The organism is Acidocella sp. C78 (genome assembly GCF_907164655.1).
This window is the reverse complement of the sequence record NZ_CAJQZK010000002.1, coordinates 12,976-32,909: the sequence shown is the minus strand read 5'-3', so window position 1 is coordinate 32,909 and position 19,934 is coordinate 12,976. Positions and strand designations below refer to the sequence as shown.

Here is a 19,934-nt window from a genome sequence, read left to right as displayed (position 1 = left end):
CATCCCCTGTCAAACGTCGTGTCGAATGGCGCGTTCATAGACCGCGAGCGTCGCCGCGCAAACCACCTCGTCGGCGAACAGGGTTTCCGCCCGCGCACGTCCCGCCGCCCCCATGCGGGCCCGCAGCGCAGGGTCGGCGACGAGGCGCTCCAGCGCATCGGCCAACGCCACCGGGTCGCGCGGCGGCACCAGCACGCCGCTTTGCCCATCCGCCACCGCCTCCCGGCAGCCGACGACATCCGTCGCCACGCAAGGCAGGCCCGACGCCATCGCCTCCAGCAGGAATTTCGGCAACCCCTCGCGATAGGACGGCAGACAGGCAACGTGACAGGTGGCCAGCAAGCCGGCCATGTCGGCGATCGGCCCCAGCCAGGTCGCCGCCGTGGCGCGCCGCAGCTCCGATTCGTCGAGACTTGCCGGGTTCTGCGGATCAGGACCGCCCGCCAGAACGCATTCGGCAACGACGCCGCGTAGACGCAGAAGCCGCGCGGCCTCGATGAATTCCCTGACCCCCTTGTCCGCCAGCATGCGCGCGCCGAGCACGATGCGCACCGTCCCGGCGGGCGGCGCATGCGGACGATACGCAGCGAGGTCGACGCCGGCGCCCCGGATCAGATACGCCCGGTCGGACCCGAGCGCGCCCGAGGCGGTCATGGCGGTCAGATCCTCCCGATTCTCGAACACGCCGAGCGCGCCGCGCCCCCCATCGCCAGCCGCAGGCCGAGACTGACCGCCGGGCGGAGCAGGCGCGCCTTCAGGCTCGTCGACGTGAAGACGAATCCCTGCCCCACCGGCGCGTTGATGACGGCCGGAACGCGCGCGAGCGCGGCGGCAAGACTGCCCAGAAGAATGGGCTTCAGCGCGACATGATGCGCGAGATCGGGTTTGAGCGCCCGATAATGGCCCGCGATCGAGCGCAGCAGCCGCAACTCCGCGAGCGGGTTGAGGCGGGCGCGGCGAAAGTCGACGTCGATCACCTCGAACCCCTCGGCGCGCAACGCCGCGGCGGCATCGCCGGTGCGGGTGAGGATGGTGACGCGCCAGCCTGCCGCCCGCGCCGCCAGGGCGCGGGCGCGGAAATGCGAGCGGAAAAACCAGTCCTCCCCGATGAGGAAGACGACGTGGCGACCCAAGTGCGGCTCAGCGCCCGCTCTGCCAGAGCCAGGCATCGCGGCACATGTCCTGCACGCCGCGGCTGGCGCGCCAGCCGAGCAGGCTGGCCGCGAGCCCCGGATCGGCGTAGCAGGCCGCGACATCGCCGGGCCGGCGGGGGCCGACCTGATACGGCACGTCGATCCCCGTCGCCGCCTTGAAGGCGTGGACGAGGTCGAGCACCGAATAGCCGGTGCCGGTGCCGAGATTGACGGTGAAGCCGCCATCCTGCGCGAGGATGCGATCGACCGCGGCGGCATGGGCCTCGGCGAGGTCCATCACATGAATGAAGTCGCGCACGCCGGTGCCGTCATGCGTCGGGTAATCGTCGCCGAACACGGTGAGATGCGGCCGCTGCCCCGCCGCGACCTGGCAGAGATAGGGCATCAGGTTGGCCGGCACGCCGCGCGGGTCCTCGCCGATCAGGCCGGAGGGATGCGCGCCGACCGGGTTGAAATAGCGCAGGATCGCCGAGGCGGCGAGCACGCCGGTGCGCGAGAGATCCTCGATCATCCCTCCATCACCATCTTGGTCCGGCCATAGACATTGGTGACGCGCAGCGGGGCCGATTCGGAAATCGGGCAGATATCCGGCTCGCCATAGACCGTGGCCGAGGAGGAAAACACCAGCCGGCCGACCCCGGCATCGCGCATCGCCGCGAGCAGGCGGATCGTGCCGAGGATGTTGACGTCGAAATAGAGCAGCGGATCGCTTTCGCTCTCGCCGACCGCCTTCTTCGCCGCGAAATGAACGACCGCATCGATCGGAAAGGCGGCGAACGCGGCGCGCATTGCCTCCGGATCGCGGATATCCGCCTCGATGACCGGAACGGTGACGCCGGTAATCCGGTGCAGCCGGTCCGGCACGTCCCTGGCCGCATTGGAAAAATCGTCGAGCAGCACGACGTCGTGGCCGCGCTCCAGCAACACCACGGCGGTATGCGAGCCGATGAAACCGGCACCGCCGGTGAGCATGATTCGTGACATCCGGTCAACCCATCCTGGTCAATGCCCATTTCACCTGCTGCGGACCATCGGGCGTTCCGGTCAGCACGATCTGTTCCGCGCGGCGCGGCTCCGGCCCGCCGAAATAGATGCTTTCCTCGATGCTCATCGTCGCGCCGCCCGCGCGCAACCGCCACCCTGCCCCGAGGCGAGGCGGAGCAGCGCCCCTTCCCCATCCTGCTGGAGGCTCGCGGTGACGTTCGGATGCAGATGAAACCGCAGCGTGAACGGCTGCGGCTGGTCCGCCTCGATACTGTCCTCGCCGCGCAGGTCGTCGCCGCTCTCGGCGAGATAAAGACGGCGGCGATGCACGACGCCCAGCACCTTCCGCCAGCCATCGTGACTGGCTTCGATCCAGTGCGCGCCATTCGCCTCCTGGCGCTGCACCTCGACATGGGCGGGACGCCGCCCGAGCCCCTGCTCGACCAGTTCCGACGAGGACACGTCGGCGACGACGAGGGTGGAATGGGCGGCGGTGTTGCGCAGCGCATCGCGCCAGCCGCTCGATGCGGCCGGAGCGGCGCCGCAATTCACGATCAGCCGGTCGCGCCCGACGGAAAATTCGAACGACAGGGTTCCCGCATGAGCGAAACGGTCGACTCCCGGGCCCGGCGCCGGCCCGGCATCGACAACCACGAGCGACCGGCCGGCGGCAAGCCGGTGGAACCCCGCCCCCGTCAGGGCCGACGCGCTTCGCCCGGTGCGCCCCGCCTGGCTCAGCACCAGGTCGATCAGGTTCGGCCAGTCCTCGCTGGTGCCGTTGAACAGGGCGAGGCCGCCATCGCCATGCCGCAAGGCGCGCAACCCGATGGCCAGCCGCTCGATGGCGCCGGGCAATTGCGGCGGCACCTCGGCCCGGGCGAGTTGCAGCAATGCGCGAATTTCGGTCAGATCCTGCAGCACCGCGAAATGAACCGCCGGGCTCCGCTCGACATGAGACCCGTCGGGAAGAATCTGGCGTTCGACTTCCGGCACGAGGAAGCGCAGCGCCCGCTGCATGAAGCCGCCATGCTCCGGCAGCGCCACCGCCGCGGCGATCAATCCCTTGATCGCGGTGAAGGCTCTCGCGTCGCGCGCCTCCGCCGGCAGGTTCGCCGACAGCATCCGCGACTCCGCCACCAGGCGGGACATCAATATCTGGCGGAAATCGTCGTCGGCCGAGGCGGCGAAGAAATCGTAATGGCCGAGCCACGCGGCGATCCGCGCGCCGGTGACCTCCGGCGCCTCCGCCAGCGGCGGCAGGGCCTCACAGCGGATCCAGTCGGCAACGAGCGCCCGCGCCCGGGTGCGCGCCGCGTCGGTCCCCAGCGCCCGCAGGTCGCGCAGCCAGGTGAACCCCTGGATATGGGCGACAAACACCGGCGAGCCGTCATTCTCGTGAAACAGTCCGGGGCGGAGCGGCCGCACCACATTCTGGTATTCGATTTCCCCCTTGATGATGCGCGCGCCGCGAGCCGGTTCGCCGGGCCAGGGATCGCGCAGCGCGACCGAGGGAGCGTCGGGCACGTTGCCACCACGCAAGGTCGCGAGCCGGGCAACCCACTGTCTCGCGCCGCGCATCATTCCCTCCGCTTCAACCGCTCGCCCTCAAAGCCGCGATCGCGGCCGCGTAGTCCGGCTTGCCGAAGATCGCGCTGCCGGCGATCAGCACGTCCGCCCCGGCGTTCAGGGCACGCGGGGCGGATGCCGGGTCGATGCCGCCATCGTCTCGATGCGGATCTCGCGTCCGGTCTCCGTGATCATGCGGCGGAGTTCGGCGATCTTGGACAACTGGCTGTCGAGGAAGGACTGGCCGCCGAATCCTGGATTGACGGTCATGACATTGATGATGTCGACGAGATCCAGCACATGCCGCACCGATTCGGCCGGCGTCGCCGGGTTGATGGCGACCCCGGCCTTGAGACCGAGATCGCGGATCGTCTGCAGCGAGCGATGCAGATGGGGCCCCGCCTCGACATGAACGCTCACATGATCGGCGCCGGCCTTCGCGAAATCCGCGAGATAGGGATCGGCCGGCGCGATCATCAGATGAACGTCGAAGGCGAGCTGGGTATGCGGCCGCAACGCCTTCAGCACCAGCGCGCCGAAACTGATATTCGGCACGAAGTGGCCGTCCATCACGTCAAGATGCAGCCAGTGCGCGCCGCCGCGCTCGACGGCGGCGACCTCCTCACGGAGCCGGCCGAAATCGGCGGCGAGCAGACTCGGGGCGATGATCGGCGAAAGGCGGGACGTTGCGCTCATGGACGGTAATGTAGCCAGGAGACTCGCTCAACCACAAGCGCACGCGTCACCGCCGCCCGCAAGTTTATTCCGTCGGAAAGGAATCGGCCGGCGCGAGCGACTTGATCAGGTCGAACATGCGCTTGCGCACCGTGGGCTCGGTGATCCGGTAATAGGCGCGCACCAGCTCCAGCGTCTCCCGCTTGGTCATCTGGTCGTCGAGCCCGATGCCGAACGGCTCCTGAGCCTCGGACAGGCCGTTGCTGCGGCCGCGCGGGCCGGACATCGGCATCTCGTTCATCCCCTCCGGCATGTCGTCGAAGAAGAAGCTGATCGGCACATCCAGAACGCGGGAAATGTCGAACAGGCGGGACGCGCCCACCCGGTTCACCCCGCGCTCGTATTTCTGCACCTGCTGGAACGTCAGCCCCAGCGCGTCACCCAGCTTTTCCTGCGACATGCCGAGCAGCGTCCGCCGCAGCCGAATCCGGGAGCCGACATGCACGTCGATCGGGCTGGGCCGGCCATCCCGCTCACTGCGGTCACTGGTGTCACCACCGTTTGAACTCATTTCCTATTCCTCAGCGACACCAACCGGCCCCGCAAACGGCCACGAACCGCGCCGCCGGGGATATGAGGATGACGCCTGTCTGTTTCGCATCGGCCGTTCCGATAGCCCACCGCGAGAAAAACATCATGCCTGCACAAGCTTCAAAACCGGTTAAGATACAAAAATTAAGAAAATATCTAGATGGCTGGACCTCGCTACCAGAGGTCGGCACCACCAACCATCAACCACTATCTACAATAGTGACCGCGCCTCAAATACACAAGCTTGAATTATTTTTAAGACAATGAGACCAGCCCCGTCTCATGTCACGGTGATCGATACGATCAGACAAACCAGCCCCAGAACAAGCGTGTAAAAGCCCAGGATTCCCGCCATTGTGATGCCGAAACGACCGAACGGCGTCGGCGGCAGCGCAACTGGAAGTTTATCAACCAGAACCCCGCGCGATCGAGCCCCAATGTTGCGTCGACCCGGCCATGCGGGCCGATGACCGCGGAAATTCCGGAATTGGTATCGACAACGAGCGGCAATCCCTCTTCCACGGCGCGCAGCCGGGTCGTGGCGAAATCCTGATAGGGGCCCGTCGTGTCGCCGAACCACGCATTGTCGCTGACGTTCAACAACCACGCCGGGCGATCGCGCGGGTCGACGATCAGCCCCGCGAAGATCGATTCGTAACATATCATCGGCCCCACCGGCGGAACGCCCGGCACATGCAGCGTTCGCGGGCCGGGGCCGGGCGTGAACCCGCCGCCCGGCGTCACCTTCAGCGGCAACCAGCCCGGCGTGTATTCGCCGAACGGAACGAGCTTCCATTTGTCGTACCAGGCAACGGCCGGGCCACTCCCCTTCACGGCGACCAGCGAATTGCGCATGCTCCCGTCGGCCGCGAGGCGGAACGAGCCGGCGAGCACGGGCGTGTCGCCGGCGATCGCGGCGATCGCGGCGCGGGCGGAGGCATCGGTCTGGAGCAGCGCCGGGCTCGCCGTCTCGGGCCAGACAACGATGTCATCCCCCTTGCCCGCCTTGGCCAGGGCCTCGCGGGTCAGAGCAAGATCGCGCCGCCAGCGCGCCTGCAGCGCGGGCTGGGTGAAACTGCCCGGCACGGCGAAATCGGGCTGGAGCAGCGCGACGGTATAGCGGCTCGCCGGGGCGGGGCCCGCGGCCGTGCGCGCGACTCCATAACCCGCCCATGCCGCGACCAGCACGGCGCTGCCGATCCAGCCCGCCCGGCCGACATATGGCAGCCCCGCGGCGATCGCCGTCAGCAGGGTCAGAAGGAAAATGCCGCCAATCGCCGCCGGCTGGATCATCGCGAGGCCGAGATGACCGGAAAACGCCCAGTCGGCCCCCCAGTAATTCCACGGGAACCCCGTGACGAGGAATTCCTGGGCAAGGTTCGACAGCACCAGCGCGCCGGCGAACAGCAGCACGGCGGACAATCGCCCCGCCCGATTGCGGGGGCGAACGGCGAAGACCGCGAGAGCCGGCAGGATCATGTAAACCGCCGTGGCGACGGCGATTGCCGGCGCCGCGATCGGTATCGCCCACCAGAAATCCGACGCCATGATGAGCATCGGCTCGGTCACCCAGAACAGTCCCAGCAGGTTGAAGCCGACCCCGAAACACCAGCCGAGCCACGCGGCGCGGCGCCATCCGCCCGCCCGCGCGAGCCGCGCCAGCAGTGCTGGCACCACGAACCACAGCACCGGCAGCAGATGGAACGGCGGCAACGCGATTGCGGCGAGCAGGCCCAGCGCGAAACACTGCCAGGCATCGCCGCGCAGCCGTGCCGGCACGCGGGCGGCAAGTCGGTCGATGGAGGTCATGTCCGATGGTTCCTAGACGAGATCGCTACAGCCGAGAGACGCCATGACCGCGGCGATATCGGGTGCCGTCGGATGATCGGGGGAGGCGATCGTCTGATCCTCGGCGCGCACGATCTGCGTGGTCTTCAGCCCCGCGGCCGCGGCGGCGGCGAGTTCGGCCGCGACGTCGGACAGAAACAGCACCTGCGCCGGCGCGAGCCCCAGCGCGCGGGCGATCGCCGCATAGCTCGCGGCGTCCCGCTTGCCGCCGATCCGGGTATCGAAAAACTGGTCGAACAACCCCGTCAGATCCCCGTCCGCCGTATGGCGAAGCAGAAGGCGCTGGGCCTCCTCCGATCCGGACGAGTAGATGGCGAGCCGCAAGCCGCCCGCCCGCCACGCCCGCAATGCCGGCGCCACATCCGGGTAGAGCCGGCCCGTCAGCTCGCCGGCGGCGAAGCCTTCAGCCCAGATTCGCCCCTGGATGAGCTTGAGCGGCCCGATCTTGGCGTCGCGATCCATCAGTTCGAGCAGCGTCGCCACCGGCGGCGCGCCAGGGGCGATCGTGTCGAGTTCGGCGAGCGCCGCCGCGATATCCGCCTCGCCGGCATGCGCCGAGACGAAGCCGGCGAGCCGGTCGCGCGCATAGGGAAACAGCACGTCGTGCACGAAGCTGATCGGCGCGATCGTCCCTCGATATCGAGAAGCAGCAGTTCGGGTCTGACGGTCACGACCGATCGACCGGCTCAGGCCGCGACCGGGAAGCGCGCGCTGATCTCGTCGCCGGTAAAATGCGCCACCCAGCCCGATGTATCCGTGAAGATCCGCAACGCGATGAAATCCGGAGCCGACCCCGCGTCGAACCAGTGCCGCGTATTCGCCGGCACCGAGATCAGATCGCCCTCGGCGCAATGCGCGTCGTAGACGCGCCCGTCGAGATGCATGACGAAATGGCCGGAACCGCGCACGAAAAACCGGACCTCATCCTCGGTATGGATATGCTCGCTGAGGAACTTGTCGCGCAGCGCCGCCGCCTGGGGATGGTCCGGCGTCATCTTGATGACATCCGCCGACCCCGCCCCGGTCTCTCCCATCAGCCGATCGAGATAAGGGCGATAGGCGTGCAGGATCTCCTCGGGCGCGGCCTCCGGCGCCAGCACGACCGGGCTTTCCCAGCGCTCGAACCGCACGCCGATCGCCTTGAGTTCGGACGCGATCTCGGCCGCGTCCGAGGTGACGACCAGCGGCGTCCCGGCATCGGCTTCATTGAAGATTTTCAGCGTGCTCATCTGATCCGTCTCCGTTCGCATTCACACGACAGCAGGAATTCCAGCGCCTCGAGGCGCCAGAAACTGCGCTCGACGTCCTCGCCCCAGGCATAGACGCCATGGCCGCGCAGGACATACCCGATCGGCGCCGCCCGCAGCGCGGGGGCGATCGTCGCCGCCAGCCGCCGCATGTCCTGATCGTTCTCGAATACCGGCAGCGCGGCCGTCGCCCGATGCGTTTCAATCCCCGGAAACGCCTTCAGGATCTCATAGCCCTCCAGGTGGATCAGCGGCGCCCCGTCGATCAGCGACAGCGCGGTCGCGGCCACCGAATGGCCGTGCAGCACCGCGCCAGCGGCCGGAAACTGCTGGTAAATCTGGCAATGAAGGAGGGTTTCCGCGCTCGGACGGTCGCCCGCGCGGAGCGCCGCCCCGTCCATCCCGACCTCGATGATATCGCCGCTCGCAAGCCGGCCCTTGTGAACGCCGCTGCGGGTGATGGCGATCCGCTCGCCATCGAGGCGCGCGGAAAGATTGCCTGCCGAGGCCGGAACCCACCCTTTCCCGTCCATGCGGGCGCCGATGGCGACGAGTTCGCCGGCACGCGACGCCAGGGCCGACCCGGCGTCCGCTTGGCTGGCGGATGGCATTGCGGTCATTCGCCCCGGCCCGGCTCAGCGATGGGCGTTGTTTGCGGTATCGTCGACGCGGGAGGCATCGGGCGCGTCCGCCTGACCCGAAATCTGGCCCTGCCTGCCCGTTTCGGCCTTGTCGGCCGCCGCGGGTCCGGTCGTCCCGGCATCGCTCATGTTCTGCTTGAACGACTTGATGCCCTTGCCAAGCTCGCCCATCAGGTTGCCGACGCGCGATCCGCCGAACAGCAGCGCGATCACGGCGATGACGATGAGCCAGTGGACCGGAGAATCGAACCCCATCGCTGCCGCCTCAAACCTTGCTCTGCTCGGCCTTCGTCTCGTTGCGCGCGTCCGGCGCCTTGGCCTGCTGCTCCAGCATGGAGGCATCCTTCGACGGCTGGTCGTCGGCGATATTGTTCTTGAACGCCTTCATGCCCTTGCCGAGTTCACCCATGAGATTACCGACCCGGCCCGTTCCGAACAGGAGCAACACCACCGCGAGAACGATGAGCCAGTGCCAGATGCTCAAACCACCCATAATCCGTATCCTTCCTCACTTTAGCGATCCCCGCCAGGGGGTGGCACGATCCGGCCAGCCCGACGATTCGAGCCCGACGATTCGCGCCCGACCATTGGCGGATGACAGATCGGTGGAGCTTACGCGCCCGGAGCTATCGGTATCCGTCCAGAATATGAATACTCCAAACACCCTGCCGCGCCAATGGCCGGCCGGTCACCGATTCGTGGCCCGCGCGAAAACAGGAACGGAGCCGGCTTCCGCCGGCTCCGTCGCCCATGCGGGCATTATGACTGTCAGGCCTTCGCGCCGATCGGCAGGATTTCCTTGCCGTGGGCGCCGTTGATCACGCCGGCGGCGCCCAGATAGAACGCGAGCAGCGCGGTGATGAGGCCGAGATATCCCCCGAACTGGCCGAGCGCGGGAGCCCCGAGAAGGTCATTGAGACCAAGCAGCACGAACGTGGCGACCAGGAAGCCAAAGATCAGCTGCAGCGCCTTGTTCAGGGCAAAGGTGCCGATGAACATCACGAAGCTGAACGCGCCCCAGACCAGCAGATACCAGCCGACCATGGGACCCGGCACGCCCTTGGCGAAGAATTCGACGAACAGGCCAAAGGACCACCAGAAGGCGCCATACGAGGTGAACGCCACAAATCCAAAAGTGTTGCCCACTTTCATCTCGCCCAGCCCGGCCACGAGCTGTGCCGTGCCGCCGAAAGCGAATGCCATGGCCAGAACCATGCCAAGACCAGCCCCGGGAAGCAGCCCGGCATTGATCATCGACAGCAGCCATGTGGTGAGCGCGAAACCGAACAGTCCCAGTGGTGCCGGGTTGAAGGTGTTCATGTCATCTCCCTAAGAATTTTTGAGCGGGTCATTGGTTGATGGAGACATCCGCCCTTGGATGTCGCCCCGCATTTCAATTACCAGCTTTTCACGTTCAGGCAAACGAACCGCACCCGCACCGACCGTCGTTGCACCGGGACGGATCAGTCCTGGCGCCCGAAGCCGAGAAAGCCGGCATTCGCATCGGGCCGGCCGGTATCGTGCGCGACCCGCGCCGATGACGTCGCCGGGCGGCCCGCCGCCTTGACCATCATTGAAGACTTGCCGATTGCGCGCGCCGTGGGGCGGGCGGAACGCTTCACCGCGGATCGCACCGGGGCTTGGGCTGCCGCCATCGTCGCGGCCGGCACTTCCTCCGCCCGCGCCGAGAGCAGCATGAACGTGATGCGGTTTCGGTTCAGCTCGACCGAAAGTTCGATCGGCGTCTCACCCAGCGCGTTGCGCGCCGCGAGATTGGCGCCGCGACTCACCGCCGCCCGCGCCTGACCATAATCGCCGTGATTGATCGCCTTGAACAGCAGCGTGGTCGGATCGCCGCCCACATCGGCGACGGGCCCCGCCGAAATATTCCCGGCCGACGAGGCGCCCGGCAATCCGGGCGGCGCTTCGGCTGGCGCCTCATGCCGCGGCTGGGGAATGCCGCCAATCGGGCCGAGGCCGTTGCCGGGACCGGCGCCCGCCATCTGGGCATTGGCGGGAACGATGCCGAAAACGCCGCCAAGCAGGGTCGCAAATCCGAGAAAACAGAGCTTCGATCGATAGGTCATGGCAGGCAAGGTTCCCTGGCGGACAATCCGCCTGTCTGATGGAGGGTGAGGACGATACGGCCGGCAATCCGGCCGCACCCGCATCGGCCCGGACGGCCCGCGCCCGCCACCCTGGCTTGAATACGCACGCGAGCAGAAATCCTGTCTGGTGACGTTCGCCGATTTTTATTCAAATCCGACATCAATCGTCGTGACCGGACCAAGCAATACCCGATCAGCGATTGAGAAACCAGAAGCCCGCATTGAGATAGGTCGCGAACAGGCACCACGCGAGATAGGGCGCCATCATCGCCGCCGCGACCCGGCTGATCGGCCGGAACGCGGCGATCGTCGCGACGATCAGCGCATCGAGCGCGCAAATCACGACGAGGGCGATATCGGGCCGGTGAAGCCCGAAAAAAATCGGCGACCACATGGCGTTGGCGGCGAGCTGCCAGCCCCACAGGCTGAGCGCGCGGCGCTGCCGGGTCGGGATATCCGGGCTCCGCCAGACAATCCACGCCGCGATCGCCATGTCGAGGTAAAGCGCCGTCCATGCCGGCGCGAACAGCCAGTTCGGCGGCGTTCCCGGCGGATGCGGCAATACGGCATACCAGCTGTGGATGTTCGGAACCGTGACCGACCCGCCGACCGCGCCCGCCAGAAGCGCCAGCGCGAGAAACCCCAGCAGAGCCCGTATCTGGGCGCTGGACATGCGGTGCTGTTCGGGGCGTTCTGGCAACCGGAAGACACGTACTCCTTCGCGTATGAATTTAGGTAAAACGAACGCCGCTGAAAAGGGACGGGTTCCGGATTTCCAGACCCTCCGCCATGCTCAAACGTCGTGCGCCCTCGCCCCTCTCGCATCGGCAAGCGCCCGCAACGCCGCGGCGCCCCCAATCCGGGACACCCGTTCCAGCTCCCGATAGGCCGTGAGCACCGCCTCGCCCAGCTCGGTCAGCTGCGCGCCGCCCCCCGCAACCCCCCCCTTCGCCGCGTGGATCAGCGGCGCGCTGAACGTGGCGTTCATCGATTCGGCGAGTTGCCAGGCGCGCTTGTAGCTCATCCCCATGCGCCGCCCGGCCGCCGCGATCGAGCCCGTCTCGTGAATGAGCGCGAGCAGATCGGCCCGGCCCGGCCCAAGCACAAGATCGTCGCCCTGCACGACGCGAATGCGCAGGCTGAGGGGAGGAATCGCGCTCTCTGTCTTCATCCCCCCCGTTCAAACACAAAACATCGCCGATTCCGATATGGCCAATTGACGATATCGCCGTTTGAACATATCGAGGGTCGCATGTTCAGCCGCCCCCGATCACGGAGAAATCCCGCATGACACTGTCCCGAAGGATGTTCACCACGCTTGCGGGCGCCGCCTCGCTTTGTCCCATCGCCGCGGCGGCCGCCGGCCAGACGGCCACGATCGCCTATGCCGGCTCGATGGGCCTGCTCATGGACCACGCCATCGGCCCCGCGTTCACGGCCCAGACCGGCGACCGGTTTCATGGCATCGGGCGGGGCGCGTTCGGCCTCGCCCATCTCATCGCCGCGAAAACGCTCCAGGCGGACGCGTTCATCTCGATCACGCGCGGCCCGATCGAGATTCTCCAGAAGGCCGGGCTGGTCGATCACGCCCAGCCGGTCGCCAGCACCGCGATGGTGCTGGCCTGGTCGCCCCACTCCCGCTTCCGCGCCGATTTCGAAGCGGCCGGCGCCGACGCCCGCTGGTTCGACATCCTTGAAAAACCCGGCCTGCGCTTCGGCCGCACCGATCCGCGCACCGACCCGCAGGGCCGCAACGTGCTGTTCACCTTCGATCTCGCCCAGCGCTACTACCACAAGCCGGAGCTGATCCGGCGCGTGCTCGGCAAACCGGTGAACCCCGCGCAGATCTTCCCCGAACCCTCGCTGCTCTCGCGGATCGACAGCGGCGCGGTGGACGCCACGATCGGCTACGAAAGCGCCGTGAAGTCGCTCAAGCTGCCGTTCCTGAAGCTGCCCCGGCAGATCAACCTCAGCGATCCGTCGATGGCGGCGGACTGGTATTCCCGCGCCGCGATCACGCTGAAGGTCAAGGGCCACAGCCAGACCTTGCACACGCAGCCGCTCGTCTTCTATGCCTGCGTGCCGCGCACCGCCCGCAACCCCGCGGCGGGGCAGGCATTCGTTTCACTGCTGCAAAGCCGCAAGGGACAGGAACTGTTCGCACGATACGGCTACAATCCGCCGCTCGGCGGACCGGTCTGACCGCAGCGCGCCTCGGCGCCCTGCTGCGCGGCTTCGTGCTGCTGCTGCTGGCGGCGCCGTTTGCCGGCCTCGTCGGCATGACCGACTGGCGCCGTTTCTTCCTGTCCCCCACGGATGGCGGCTCCGTCGTTGTCTCGCTGGCCTATGGGCTGGCCGCGCTGGCCGTCATCGCCCTGCTCGGCACGCCGCTGGCCTACTGGCTCGCCGCCAGCAAGGGCCGGGTTCGCGATGCCGCGCAGCTCTTCCTGCTGCTGCCCTTGCTCACCCCGCCGCTCGCTCTCGGCATCCTGCTCGCGGCATTCTACGGACCGATCGGCCCGGTCGGCATCCTGCTCGAACGCGTCGGCGGGATCATCTCCAACAACCCGCCGGCGCTGCTGATCGCGGGGATCTATGCCGGACTGCCGACCTTCGTGATCGCGGCGCGCGGCGCGTTTGCCGAAATCCCCGCCGAACTCGCCGAATCCGCGCTCACCCTCGGCGTCTCCCGCCGGCAGATCTTCCGCCACATCACCCTGCCGATGGCGCGCGACGGTCTCGGCGCCGCCCTCGCGCTGGCCTGGGTGCGCGGGGTGGGCGAGCTCGGCATCGTGCTGATCTTCGCCTATTTCCCGCAGGGCATGCCGGTACGGCTCTGGGTGGACCTTGAAGACGGCGGGCTTTCCGCCACGTTCCCGCTGCTCTGGGTGTTCCTGCTGGCCGCCCTGCCTTTGCCGCTCTGGCTGCTGCGGCGGGGCTCGAAACGCTGAGAATGATGCGCTGACCGCGCTCTGCCGCCGCCCGGCCGGCTGACCGGGCGGCAGCGAGCGGATCAGAACGCGGCGTCTTCGAATTCCATCATCGTCGCGGCCCCCGAGCGGATCGCGGCGAGCAGCGCGCCGGTCTGCGGCAGCAGACGGTCCATGAAGAATTTCGCGGTCCGCACCTTGGCGCGGTAGAATTGCGCGCCCTCGCCATCGTCCCCGGCCTTGGGGGCCGCCACCGCGACCATGCGGGCCCAGACGAAGGCGAGCGAGGCGAGGCCGAACAGGCGGAGATAGTCGACCGACGCCGCCCCCACCTCGTCGCGATTGGCCATCGCACCTTCCATGATGACCCCGGTCGCTTCCTGCACATGCTCCAGCGCCTGCGACAGCGCGGGCAGGAATTCGGCGAGGGCGTCGTTATCCTGATGCGCGTCGATGAATTCGAGCACCGGATCGAGGAAGCGGGTCAGCAACCTGCCGCCATCCTGCGGCAGCTTGCGGCCGACGAGGTCGAGCGCCTGGATGCCGTTGGTGCCCTCGTAGAGCATCGCGATCCGCGCGTCGCGCACATACTGCTCGATGCCGTGATCGCGGATATAGCCATGGCCGCCATAGGTCTGCACCGCAAGCGAGGCGATCTCGAAGCCAAGGTCGGTGAACATCGCCTTGACCACCGGCGTCATCAGCGAGGCGAAATCGTCGGCCACCTGCCGCGCCTCGTCGTCATCCGATTTCTCGAGGATTTCCAGCTCCCGCGCGACCCATCCGGCCAGCGCCCGGCACCCCTCGATATAGGCGCGGCTGGTCAGCAGCATCCGCCGCACATCGGGATGGACGAGAATCGGGTCCGCCTGCTTCTCCGGCGCCTTGGCGCCCGTCAGCGAGCGGCCCTGAATGCGCTCGCGCGCATAGGCCACGGCGTTCTGATACGCGACCTCGGCGATGCCGAGCCCCTGGATACCGACCGACAGGCGCTCGGTATTCATCATCTTGAACATCGCGGCGAGGCCCTTGTTCGGCTCGCCGACCAGCCAGCCGGTCGCGCCGTCAAAGCTCATCGCACAGGTGGCGGAGCCGTTCAGCCCCATCTTGTGCTCGATCGCGGTGCACTGCATGCCGTTGCGCGGGCCGAGCGTGCCATCCTCGCGCGGCAGGAACTTGGGCACCAGGAACATCGAGATGCCCTTCACCCCGGCCGGCGCGTCCGGCAGCCGGGCGAGCACGAGATGGATGATGTTTTCCGCAAGATCGTGCTCGCCGGCGCTGATGAAGATCTTGTTGCCGGTAATGCTGTAGCTGCCATCCCCGTTCGGCGCCGCCTTGGTGCGGAGCATGCCGAGATCGGTGCCGCAATGCGGCTCGGTCAGGCACATCGTGCCGGTCCACTTGCCGGAGACGAGGTTGGGCAGCCAGGCCTTCTTCTGCTCGTCCGACCCCGAATGCTTCAGCGCGACATAGGCGCCGTGGCTCAGCCCCGGATACAGGCCGAAAGCGACATTGGCCGAGCAGAACATCTCCTCGACCATCATCGCCGCGGTCAGCGGCATGCCCTGCCCGCCATAATCCGGGTCGGAGGAAATCGCGGTCCAGCCGCCCTCGCAGAAGGTGCGATAGGCCTCGCGATAGCCGCTCGGCGTGCGGACGACGCCGTTTTCATACGAGCACCCCTCGCGGTCGCCCACCTGGTTGAGCGGGAACAGCACCTGCTCGCTGATCTTCGCGGCCTCTTCCAGCACGCTGTCGATCAGTTCGGGGGTGAAATCGGCATTGCCGGGCAGTTCGGCGATGGCGGAGCTGTCATACAGCTCGTGCAGCACGAAGCGCATGTCGTTGAGCGGCGCCTTGTAGACGGGCATGTCGTATCTCCCTTGTCTCGGTTCAGTTGCGCAGGGGTTTGCCGGTATCCAGGATGTGCTTGATCCGCGCCTGGCTTTCCCTGGTGCGGAACAGCGCCATGAACGCCTCGCGTTCGAGGTCCTTCACCGCGCCGGCCGGCACCGGATCGAGCATGTCGGTATCGCCGCCGGTGAGCACGCGGGCAAGATGGGTCGACACCGTCACGTCATGCGGTGTCGCGACCCCCTTCTTGCGGAAGTCCTCCACCGCCATGCCGAGCGCGACGCGGCCGGTCGCGCCGGGCAGTTGCAGCGTGTCCGGCTCGGGCGGCGCATACCCCGCCACCATGGCGAGCGCCCGGGCCTTGGCATCGGCCAGCACGCGCTCGCGGTTCATGGTGATGCCATCGCCGGGGCGGAGGAATTTCAGCTCCCTCGCCTCGGCGGCCGAGGTCGCGACCTTCGCGGTGGAAATCATCTCGAACACCTTGGCGACCGCCGGCATCGGGCCGCGCGGCGCATCCTTCGCCCCCTGCCAGCGCGCCAGCATGGCGGCGCACCCGCCCCAGCCCGGCACGAGGCCGACGCCGACCTCGACGAGCCCCATATAGGTCTCGGCATGGGCCTGAACGGCGTCGCAATGCAGCAGGATCTCGCAGCCGCCGCCCAGCGCCCGGCCGGAAGGCGCGCCGACCACCGGGAACGGCGCCTCGCGCAGCGCCTGCAATATCTTCTGCCCCTCCTTCACCGTACCCTCGATCTTGCCCCACATCCGCAGATTGGCGGCGAACATCGCAAGGCCGAGATTGGCGCCGACCGAGAAATTCTCCTTGCCCGGCCCGGCGCGCAGGTTCTCGCTGTAGATCACCATCGCCTTGTGGGATTTCTGCACCAGCGCGATGGTCTTGCCGAGCAGGGCGAGAGTGTCGCCATCGATCGCGTTCATGATCGAATGGAACTCGACGCAGAGCACGCCATCGCCGATGTCCCAGACCGAGGCCGACTTGTTCGACAGCACCGGCTTGCGGCCGCGCTTCGCATCCTCCAGCAGCAGCACGCCGGGCGCGCGCGCGACGGCCCGATAGCCGCCATCGGGCGTGAACCGCAGCAGCGTGGCGCCATCCTCGCGATAGAACGCGCCCGCGCCGAGTTTCGCCAGCAGCGGCGGGACCGGCTCGTCAAGGTCGGCGAGGCGCGACGCCACCCAGTCGGCGCCGAGCCGGTCGATCAGCTCGAACGGGCCGTATTTCCACGTATAGCCGAGCCGCATCGCGGCATCGACGGCGGCGATGTCGTCACCGATCTCGGGAATCAGCGAGGCCGCATAGGCCAGCACGCGGCCGAGCACGCCCCAGGCATAGTGCCCGTAATTCGACTTGGCGCCGACGAGGCGCTTGAGATCCGTCTTCGCGTCCTTCACCTCGGCGATGTCGGGGCGGATGGAGGGCCGCCATTCCAGCCGCCCCTGCGCCGCCGCGGCGAGCGAGAGGGTCTCCTTCACCCGCTCCCGTCCGCGCCCGGTCGAGCGGTAGAAGCCGCCCTTCCCCTTCTTGCCGGTATAGCCCTCGGCGATCATCGTCGCGAGGAACGGCGCCTCGCGGTTCATCCGGTGGAACGCGTCGGTCTTCGGCAGCAGCCGGGCGAGCGAGGCGTTGACGTGCGGCCCGAGATCGATGCCCACCAGATCCATCAGCCCGAACACGCCGGTCGAGGGAAACCCCATCGGCCTGCCCATGATCGCATCCGCCTCCTCGATCTCGATCCCCATCTCGAGCGCGAGCGCGAGCGCCGTCTGGATCCAGTAGGTGCCGATGCGGTTGGCGATGAAGCCCGGCGTGTCGCGGCAGGGAATCACCGACTTGCCGAGCGCGACATCGCAGAATTCGGTGACGCGGGCGATGGCGTCCGCGCTCGTCGCCGGGCCGCTCACCAGTTCCAGCAGCCGCATGTAGCGCGGCGGGTTGAAGAAATGGGTGATCACGAAATCGGGCCGGAGACTTTCCGGCATGTCCGTCATCAGCTCGCCGAGCGGAATGGTGGAGGTGTTGGATGACACCACCGAACCCGGCTTGCGCACTTCGGCCAGGCGGCGATAGAGCGCCTGCTTGATGTCGAGCCGCTCGATCACCGCCTCGACGATCCAGTCGCATTCGGCGAGGGCGGCGAAATCGTCCTCGGTATTGCCCGGCGTGATCAGCCGCGCGGCGCGGGAGGACATCAGCGGCGCCGGTTGCGTGGTCTTCAACCGCTCGATCGCCCGCCTCGCGATCGCGTTGCGGTCATCCCCCTCCTTCGGCACGATGTCGAGCAGGCGCACCTTGATGCCGGCATTGGCGATCTGGGCCGCGATCGCCGCCCCCATCACGCCGGCGCCGATGACGGCGACGGACTGGATCGCGCCCATCAGAGCGCCTCCAGAACCGTCGCGATGCCCTGCCCGCCGCCGATGCACTGGGTCGCGAGCGCGAACTTGCCGCCTTCGCGGCCGAGCAGTTGCGCCGCCTTGCCGGTGATGCGCGCCCCGGTCGCCCCGAGCGGATGGCCGAGCGCGATGGCCCCGCCATCGAGATTGACCCGCGCCGGATCGAGGCCGAGTTCGCCGATGCACGCGAGCGCCTGCGAGGCGAAGGCCTCGTTGAGTTCGACCACGTCGAGCGCCGAGGCCTCGATGCCGGCGCGGGCCAGCGCCTTGCGCGACGCCGCGACCGGCCCCATGCCCATGATGTCCGGCGCGCAGCCGGCCACCGCGACCGAGCGGATCCGCGCGAGCGGCGCGAGGCCGTGCCGCGCGGCATACGCCTCCGAGCAGACCAGCACGGCGGACGCGCCATCGGTCAGCGGCGAGGAGGTTCCGGCGGTGACGCTGCCCTCGGCATCGAAGGCGGGCTTCAGCCCGGCCAGGCCTTCGCGCGAGGCGTCGTGGCGGATGCAGCCATCCTCGGACACGGTGGCGCCGGACAGCGCGATCGGCACGATCTCCCCGGCCAGCCTCCCCGCCATCTGCGCCGCCGCCGCCTTGACGTGGCTGGCGAGGGCGAATTCCTCCTGCGCCTCGCGCGAAATCCGCCAGCGCTTCGCGACGTTCTCGGCCGTCTCGCCCATGCCCATGTAGGCGGCCGGCATCTTGCCATACAGCGCCGGCGAGGGCATCGGGTTGAACCCGCCCATCGGCACCCTGGTCATGCTCTCGATCCCCGCGGCGATGAACGCCTCGCCCGCGCCCATCGCGATCGCGCCCGCCGCCATGTGGATCGAATACATCGACGAGCCGCAGAACCGGTTGACCGTGGCGCCGGCGACGCCGATCGGCAGGTCGGCCATCAGCCCGATCAGGCGGGCCACGTTCAGCCCCTGCTCCGCCTCGGGAAACGCGCAGCCGACGATCAGATCCTCGATGTCCTCCGCCGCGACGCCGCTGCGCGCCACCAGCTCACGAACGACGGCGGCGGCCATCTCGTCGGGCCTGACCCGCGCAAGCCCGCCTTTCCGGGCAAGGGCGAACGGCGAACGGGCATAGGCGGCGATGACGGCGCTGGACATGGATCTCGGACTCCTGTGCAAGTCTTACTTGGTCGACAGTTTCAGGGCGTTTTCCGACTGCCGCTCGATATCGGCCAGCTCGGCGAGGCTCTGCTCGAGCGCCGCGCGCTGTTCCTGCAGCTTGGCGATGCGCTTGCGCACCGCCGCGAGAAGCTGACGCAGCTGCGCGTGCTGTGTCGGATCGACATCGTAGAGATCGAGATAATCCTTGATCTCGCGTAACGAAAAACCAAGCCGCTTGCCGCGCAGGATCAGCATCAGCCTGGCGCGGTCGCGCGACGTGTAGACCCGGGTGGTGCCGGCGCGACTCGGATTCACCAGCCCCTTGTCCTCATAGAAGCGGATGGTGCGCGCCGTCACGCCAAGCTGCCGGGCGAGCTGACTGACCGAATAGAGCGCATCCCCCTGCTGGCCGGCGGCCTCGTCCTCGCGCTGGTGACGCTCATGCAACGCGGCCATGGCCGGGCCCGTGGTAGTTCGTGTGGTCATTGGTCGTCCTGTCGAATGATGAAGGGCGGTCGCGGACAATACCATGAATGACCCGTTTCCATCTTTAACGGTAACCGAATAATCATTACGTATAGGGCATGCTCTATACGTTGTCGAGGCTTTCCACCCGGGTCGCGCGCAAAAAAGCGACGGCATCCCGGCCGAATTCCCGCCATTCGTGCTACACAGCGCACGATACGACCGCAGAATGAACAATCCGATCACGAAAATGTCATATCAACCCGGGCGGAGGACAGCGATGCCCCGTCCGGCATCGCCACCGCAGCACAGCCGGTCAGGCGACGCGA

At 67.6% G+C, this 19,934-nt stretch carries 22 protein-coding genes and 2 pseudogenes; 3 read left to right on the top strand and 21 right to left on the bottom strand.

What is annotated here, in order from left to right:
• Positions 1–9 precede the first annotated feature (9 nt).
• From ACIDOCELLA78_RS98995 to ACIDOCELLA78_RS98965, 7 genes and pseudogenes are all read right to left on the bottom strand, one after another.
• The gene (locus ACIDOCELLA78_RS98995; protein ID WP_249675023.1) at positions 10–684 is read right to left on the bottom strand and encodes a glycosyltransferase; all 675 of its coding nucleotides are present in this window, start codon (positions 682–684) and stop codon (positions 10–12) included.
• Positions 660–1,133, bottom strand: a complete 474-nt coding sequence (locus ACIDOCELLA78_RS98990) for a glycosyltransferase (protein WP_249675021.1) — start codon at positions 1,131–1,133, stop codon at positions 660–662. The genes ACIDOCELLA78_RS98995 and ACIDOCELLA78_RS98990 overlap by 25 nt, the downstream gene beginning before the upstream one ends.
• Before the next feature lie 7 nt (positions 1,134–1,140).
• Positions 1,141–2,138, bottom strand: a pseudogene (galE, locus tag ACIDOCELLA78_RS98985) (UDP-glucose 4-epimerase GalE).
• A gap of 4 nt (positions 2,139–2,142) precedes the next feature.
• Entirely contained in the window at positions 2,143–2,265 is a 123-nt protein-coding gene (locus tag ACIDOCELLA78_RS98980; RefSeq protein WP_283770804.1) for a hypothetical protein, read from the bottom strand.
• A complete protein-coding gene (locus tag ACIDOCELLA78_RS98975; protein WP_249675019.1) occupies positions 2,262–3,716 on the bottom strand; it encodes a heparinase II/III family protein in 1,455 nt (484 codons plus the stop codon). Before ACIDOCELLA78_RS98975 ends, ACIDOCELLA78_RS98980 begins: the two co-directional genes overlap by 4 nt.
• A 13-nt stretch (positions 3,717–3,729) precedes the next feature.
• Positions 3,730–4,400 (bottom strand): annotated as a pseudogene (gene rpe / locus ACIDOCELLA78_RS98970) (ribulose-phosphate 3-epimerase).
• Between the two features lie 64 nt (positions 4,401–4,464).
• Positions 4,465–4,950: a helix-turn-helix domain-containing protein gene (locus ACIDOCELLA78_RS98965; protein ID WP_201727714.1), complete on the bottom strand. Its 486-nt coding sequence runs from the start codon at positions 4,948–4,950 to the stop codon at positions 4,465–4,467.
• Positions 4,951–5,018: 68 nt separating this feature from the next.
• Here ACIDOCELLA78_RS98965 and ACIDOCELLA78_RS98960 point away from each other — a divergent pair, with 68 nt between their 5' ends.
• Positions 5,019–5,237 (top strand): hypothetical protein, encoded by a 219-nt coding sequence (locus tag ACIDOCELLA78_RS98960; protein ID WP_201727713.1) that lies wholly within the window; start codon positions 5,019–5,021, stop codon positions 5,235–5,237.
• A 36-nt stretch (positions 5,238–5,273) separates the two neighbouring features.
• Here ACIDOCELLA78_RS98960 and lnt read toward each other — a convergent pair whose 3' ends face one another.
• The 10 genes from lnt to ACIDOCELLA78_RS98910 all read right to left on the bottom strand — a co-directional run bounded on the left by lnt (position 5,274) and on the right by ACIDOCELLA78_RS98910 (position 11,985).
• A complete protein-coding gene (lnt, locus tag ACIDOCELLA78_RS98955) occupies positions 5,274–6,779 on the bottom strand; it encodes an apolipoprotein N-acyltransferase (RefSeq protein ID WP_249675017.1) in 1,506 nt (501 codons plus the stop codon).
• A 12-nt stretch (positions 6,780–6,791) separates the two neighbouring features.
• Entirely contained in the window at positions 6,792–7,427 is a 636-nt protein-coding gene (mtnC, locus tag ACIDOCELLA78_RS98950) for an acireductone synthase (RefSeq protein ID WP_249675015.1), read from the bottom strand.
• Between the two features lie 77 nt (positions 7,428–7,504).
• Positions 7,505–8,047, bottom strand: coding sequence for an acireductone dioxygenase (locus ACIDOCELLA78_RS98945; protein ID WP_201727712.1), 543 nt, complete (start codon positions 8,045–8,047; stop codon positions 7,505–7,507).
• On the bottom strand, positions 8,044–8,676 hold the full coding sequence (locus tag ACIDOCELLA78_RS98940; RefSeq protein ID WP_374223220.1) for a methylthioribulose 1-phosphate dehydratase: 633 nt from the start codon (positions 8,674–8,676) through the stop codon (positions 8,044–8,046). The genes ACIDOCELLA78_RS98945 and ACIDOCELLA78_RS98940 overlap by 4 nt, the downstream gene beginning before the upstream one ends.
• A gap of 24 nt (positions 8,677–8,700) precedes the next feature.
• Positions 8,701–8,961: a twin-arginine translocase TatA/TatE family subunit gene (gene tatA / locus ACIDOCELLA78_RS98935; RefSeq protein WP_201727710.1), complete on the bottom strand. Its 261-nt coding sequence runs from the start codon at positions 8,959–8,961 to the stop codon at positions 8,701–8,703.
• A gap of 10 nt (positions 8,962–8,971) precedes the next feature.
• Positions 8,972–9,199 carry a twin-arginine translocase TatA/TatE family subunit gene (locus ACIDOCELLA78_RS98930; protein ID WP_201727709.1) on the bottom strand — a complete coding sequence of 76 codons (228 nt, stop codon included), beginning with the start codon at positions 9,197–9,199 and terminating at the stop codon, positions 8,972–8,974.
• Between the two features lie 275 nt (positions 9,200–9,474).
• A complete protein-coding gene (locus ACIDOCELLA78_RS98925; RefSeq protein WP_201727708.1) occupies positions 9,475–10,026 on the bottom strand; it encodes an acetate uptake transporter in 552 nt (183 codons plus the stop codon).
• 143 nt (positions 10,027–10,169) lie between these two features.
• Entirely contained in the window at positions 10,170–10,793 is a 624-nt protein-coding gene (locus tag ACIDOCELLA78_RS98920) for an ankyrin repeat domain-containing protein (RefSeq protein ID WP_201727707.1), read from the bottom strand.
• Between the two features lie 214 nt (positions 10,794–11,007).
• Entirely contained in the window at positions 11,008–11,487 is a 480-nt protein-coding gene (locus tag ACIDOCELLA78_RS98915; RefSeq protein WP_201727706.1) for a TspO/MBR family protein, read from the bottom strand.
• 120 nt (positions 11,488–11,607) lie between these two features.
• The gene (locus ACIDOCELLA78_RS98910; protein WP_201727705.1) at positions 11,608–11,985 is read right to left on the bottom strand and encodes a winged helix-turn-helix domain-containing protein; all 378 of its coding nucleotides are present in this window, start codon (positions 11,983–11,985) and stop codon (positions 11,608–11,610) included.
• Positions 11,986–12,101: 116 nt separating this feature from the next.
• Here ACIDOCELLA78_RS98910 and ACIDOCELLA78_RS98905 point away from each other — a divergent pair, with 116 nt between their 5' ends.
• A complete protein-coding gene (locus tag ACIDOCELLA78_RS98905) occupies positions 12,102–13,016 on the top strand; it encodes an extracellular solute-binding protein (RefSeq protein WP_201727704.1) in 915 nt (304 codons plus the stop codon).
• Positions 13,017–13,051: 35 nt separating this feature from the next.
• Complete coding sequence (locus ACIDOCELLA78_RS98900) at positions 13,052–13,765, top strand: ABC transporter permease subunit (protein WP_201727703.1); 714 nt, start codon at positions 13,052–13,054, stop codon at positions 13,763–13,765.
• Between the two features lie 62 nt (positions 13,766–13,827).
• Here the strand turns inward: ACIDOCELLA78_RS98900 and ACIDOCELLA78_RS98895 are convergent, their stop codons facing one another.
• Genes ACIDOCELLA78_RS98895 through ACIDOCELLA78_RS98880 form a run of 4 tightly spaced genes read right to left on the bottom strand, consistent with a single transcriptional unit; the run spans position 13,828 to position 19,596 of the window.
• The gene (locus ACIDOCELLA78_RS98895) at positions 13,828–15,618 is read right to left on the bottom strand and encodes an acyl-CoA dehydrogenase C-terminal domain-containing protein (RefSeq protein WP_201727702.1); all 1,791 of its coding nucleotides are present in this window, start codon (positions 15,616–15,618) and stop codon (positions 13,828–13,830) included.
• Positions 15,619–15,640: 22 nt separating this feature from the next.
• Positions 15,641–18,001 (bottom strand): 3-hydroxyacyl-CoA dehydrogenase/enoyl-CoA hydratase family protein, encoded by a 2,361-nt coding sequence (locus ACIDOCELLA78_RS98890; protein WP_201727701.1) that lies wholly within the window; start codon positions 17,999–18,001, stop codon positions 15,641–15,643.
• Positions 18,001–19,137, bottom strand: coding sequence for a thiolase family protein (locus ACIDOCELLA78_RS98885; protein ID WP_201727700.1), 1,137 nt, complete (start codon positions 19,135–19,137; stop codon positions 18,001–18,003). Before ACIDOCELLA78_RS98885 ends, ACIDOCELLA78_RS98890 begins: the two co-directional genes overlap by 1 nt.
• 24 nt (positions 19,138–19,161) lie before the next feature.
• Entirely contained in the window at positions 19,162–19,596 is a 435-nt protein-coding gene (locus tag ACIDOCELLA78_RS98880; protein WP_174502954.1) for a MerR family DNA-binding transcriptional regulator, read from the bottom strand.
• Positions 19,597–19,934: the final 338 nt, after the last annotated feature.